Genomic DNA, 3813 nt, shown 5'->3' with positions numbered 1-3813 from the left:
GTTGACTAATTTTCCAATGCCCTTGGCGGTCATTGGGGATGGTGGCCTTGGTTTTGGCCGCCACGACAAAGGGGGCTAATGGGCTAGAATTGCTGAAATTATCGGGGTTTTCTGAATGGGAACAGTATAAAAGCGGTTGGCGATCGCTGTTGAGGACAAGGATCAGCGCGTAGAGGGGTTGTTCTTCTTGATTCTCAATTTGATAGCGAATTTCCGTACCGACGGGCAGAATTAAGTCATTTTTAGCGGTATTAGTCCCCCTGCTACCCGCAATTTTTTGGGTTGGCACTGTGGAGATATAGGTTTGATCGAGGCTTTCCAGGGTGACAATAACGGCTAAACCGGAGGATTCTTGATTGATCAACAAGTGCCACAATTTGCAGGCCAGCAGGGTTTCTAGTTGGGATTGCAGTCGTTTAATCCCCGATTTAATTGCTTCGTTGGCCGCCCCTAAACTACCGATAATTAGGGAGCCATTGGGAGATAATAACTGATAATTGCCAGTTTCTTCGCCACCAACTCGACTTAAGAGACAATCTACCGTTTGTTCGCCAATATTAACCACGGCGGCCACATCGGGCAAACTGGCAAAGGTACTGGTGGCATCTACCCGTTCAATCCGGGTTAAGTTACTATCCAAACCGACGATTAAGCCGATTTGACTGGGAAAAACCCGCAATTTTTCCTCTAGAATCTGTCCTATTTCTAGGGAGGCGGTTGCTGATAATAACTGGGCTTTGGCTTTTAAACCCTGACGGGAGAGAATTTTTAGGCTGATTTCCTGCCCAGTCGCCTCAATAAAGCTCAAACAGGAGTTAATCCCGTAATTTTCTAGGATTTCTAAGGGCAGGCCGACCAGATTGACTTCTAGGGTGCGTTCATCAATAAGATTTGTAACAATTGCCGCTCCACCCCTTGACTTTTCTGGCTGTATATGATATGGCGGCGCAGAATTATTTTGATTACCGGTCAGGATTGCCGGTTGCTGTTGTTGACTGCTGTGACTAGCGACGAGATGACGGAGATGGGGAAAAGCGATCGCAATTGTCGGACTGGGGGAAACTTGCCAGAGATACTGAGTGAGATCATAGGTGAATAAGCCGGCATTGGGGCTATTACCGCTCAATTCCAGGGCGATTTGCTCTGGTTTAGCGGCAGCGAGAATAACGCCGTTACTAGGCTTATTTTTGAGGTTAAAACGGGTTTTAATATCGGCAGCGAAAGTTAATTCGGCGGGGTTAGGATCAGTAATGGTTCTAGAATAGGAACGAATGCGGAGATTACCGAGATAGGGCTGAGGTTGGGGGAGATGACTACTATCAAAAATCAAGCTAAACTTATCCGTAGCTAGACAGCGAGCCATCAGCAGGATATTTTCCTTAAGTAAAGCATTTTCTGCCCCATCAGCAGTAATAAAAACTTCTTTTCTGTCCCCAAGACTGCCATAACCACTAAAGTGAAAAATGACCACATCCCCCAACCTGGCTTGGGCGATCAGGTGTTCTAAAAAAGCCGATTTGATCGCTTCTCCACTGGCTTGTTGTCCCGTTAAAGTCACTATATCAGCATCCTGAAAGCCAAAACGATAACGGAGAAGGTCTTTTTGTAACTCCACATCGGTAAGACAGCCATGCAGCGGCGGAATATTCGCCCCATACTGGTCAATACCGACTAAAAGAGCCAATTTTCGGGGATTAGGGGCGGCGAGAGCGGCCAAATGACGGTTAAGGGTTCCTTGACTAATCGCCAAAGTCAGCAACCCCCAACCTGTCTGCTGGACAAATTCTCGCCTAGTTATCTTCATAACTCTCGCATGGCCCGGATTAATTCGGCAGCTACTTCTGGACGGGAGAATTCTGGAGGTGGTAATTCTCCTTTACGCAGCAGTTCCCGGACTTTCGTTCCCGAAAGGTGGATTCTTTCTTCCGGTAAACTGGGGCTAGTTTTGGTGGTTGCCATTCCCGAAGTGCGGGTACAGTAGAAAGCGTGTTCAAACTTCATCGGCACGATTCCCAATTCCCCCGGCTCGAACTCATCAAAGATATACTGAGCATCGTAGGTTCCGTAGTAGTCCCCGACTCCGGCATGGTCACGACCGACGATAAAATGGGTACAACCGTAGTTTTTACGGATAATAGCGTGGAAAATTGCTTCCCGGGGGCCAGCATAACGCATAGCTGAGGGGTTGATAGCTAGAATAACGCGATCTTGGGGAAAGTATTTATCCATCATGATCTCATAGCAACGCATCCGCACATCGGCTGGCACATCATCGCTTTTGGTAGCGCCGACAAGGGGATGCAAGAATAAACCATCTACCACTTCTAGGGCGCATTTTTGAATGTATTCGTGGGCCCGGTGGATGGGATTACGGGTTTGGAAACCGACAATCGTTTTCCAAGCTTTTTCGTGGAACATTTTGCGCGATTGCAGAGGATCGATCTGATATTTGGGAAACTGAGGATGAGGATCGCGCTGAAGTAACCATATTGGACCTGCGAGGTTAATTTCTCCCTGTTCGTAGAGGACTTTTACCCCGGGGTGTTTCTGGTCGTCGGTACGATAGACGTTAACTGCTTCGTGGGCCTTATTGTAACGGTATTTTTGGGTTAGTTCTAGGACTCCGACAAAGTTGCCTTCGCTGTCATCTAAACGAATCCAGTTGCCTTCTTTGAGGGGATCCGCCACTTCTTCGCTAACGGAAAGAGTCACGGGAATTGCCCAGGGTAAACCATTGATTAGACGCATATCATCGACGACTTTTTCGTAGTCGTCCTGTTCCATAAAGCCTTTGAGGGGACTGAAACCACCAATAGCAATCATAACTAAATCCGAGAGCGCTCGTTCATCTAAGGAAACTCGCGGTAGTTTTTCAGCTAGGGCCAGAAATTCGGCTTTTTCGGCAGCGGTAGCAATACGATTAATTAATTGCCCACCGTGGGGCGCGATTCCTTCGGTCAGTACAGTCATAAAAATTTCTTTACATTGTCACGGTTTATCCTATCAGAAGTTGGCTAACCCTTAATCAAGGGGTTGGGACTAGCGATGATTTTCCAGTCGGAACAGTTTACAATAATGTTTGTAAAGAATTGTAAATAATTATGAGCGAAAAAGTTGTCCTGATTGTCGGCGCTACGGGGGGTATCGGTGCCACTTTAGCCCGTAAACTAGCTGTTAATGGTCATAAACTCGTATTAGTGGCCAGAAATGCCGATAATTTATCTAATTTAGCTGGTGAGTTGTCTTGTCCCTCGTTAATTGTACCGACGGATATCACTAATCCAACCCAGGTAGAAACTTTGATGGCAAAAATTGTCTCCCATTACGGCCGGTTGGATGTGTTGGTTAATGCGGCCGGAGCCGGTGTGATGAAACAATATAATAAAATCACGCCGGAAGATTTAGATAAAATGCTCGACCTCAATCTGAAGGGGAGTTTTTATACCTGTCAGGCTGCCGCTAATGTGATGAAGGAAAATAAGGCCGGTCATATCTGTAATGTGGTGGGAATTTTAGGTAAGCATTCTATGGCTATGGCTGCCGCTTATTGTGCTTCTAAATACGGGGTGGTCGGTTTTAGTAAATGTTTGGCCGATGAGTTAAAACGCTATGGTATTAAAATGACTTTATTCTATTTTGGTGGTGTCGATACTCCTTTTTGGGATCAGGTGAGCTTAAAAGTTGATCGCAATAAAATGTTAACCGCTCAAACTGCCGCCGATGCTATCTATTTTGCCATGAATGCTGAACCCCAAGCTGTCCCCATGGAAATTAATATTCAACCCGATAGTCATCTCTTTTTTTAGTCATCAG

The 3813-nt window shown here is 46.2% G+C and carries 3 protein-coding genes; 1 reads left to right on the top strand and 2 read right to left on the bottom strand.

Annotation, left to right across the window (positions count from 1 at the left end):
* Nucleotides 1-1804, bottom strand: a 1804-nt coding sequence (locus PX484_RS22940; protein ID WP_288105687.1) for a caspase family protein, incomplete at its 3' end; no start/stop codon positions are given.
* Complete coding sequence (gene sat, locus PX484_RS22935) at nt 1801-2970, bottom strand: sulfate adenylyltransferase (RefSeq protein ID WP_287765305.1); 1170 nt, start codon at nt 2968-2970, stop codon at nt 1801-1803. The genes sat and PX484_RS22940, both read right to left, overlap by 4 nt.
* A gap of 131 nt (nt 2971-3101) precedes the next feature.
* Between sat and PX484_RS22930 the strand changes: the two genes are divergently transcribed.
* The gene (locus PX484_RS22930; protein WP_271992776.1) at nt 3102-3806 is read left to right on the top strand and encodes an SDR family oxidoreductase; all 705 of its coding nucleotides are present in this window, start codon (nt 3102-3104) and stop codon (nt 3804-3806) included.
* The last annotated feature ends 7 nt before the right edge of the window (nt 3807-3813 follow it).

Origin of the sequence: Microcystis sp. M49636_WE2 (assembly GCF_030065375.1) — a bacterium.
Lineage (GTDB): Bacteria > Cyanobacteriota > Cyanobacteriia > Cyanobacteriales > Microcystaceae > Microcystis > Microcystis aeruginosa_C.
Note: the sequence above shows the minus strand (reverse complement) of the source record. Positions and strands in the feature narration are given on the sequence as shown.

What these genes read in the sequence shown, in the direction of transcription:
- sat (WP_287765305.1), bottom strand. Translation starts at nt 2,970, where the DNA reads ATGACTGTACTGACCGAAGGAATCGCGCCCCACGGTGGGCAATTAATT.
- PX484_RS22930 (WP_271992776.1), top strand. Translation starts at nt 3,102, where the DNA reads ATGAGCGAAAAAGTTGTCCTGATTGTCGGCGCTACGGGGGGTATCGGT.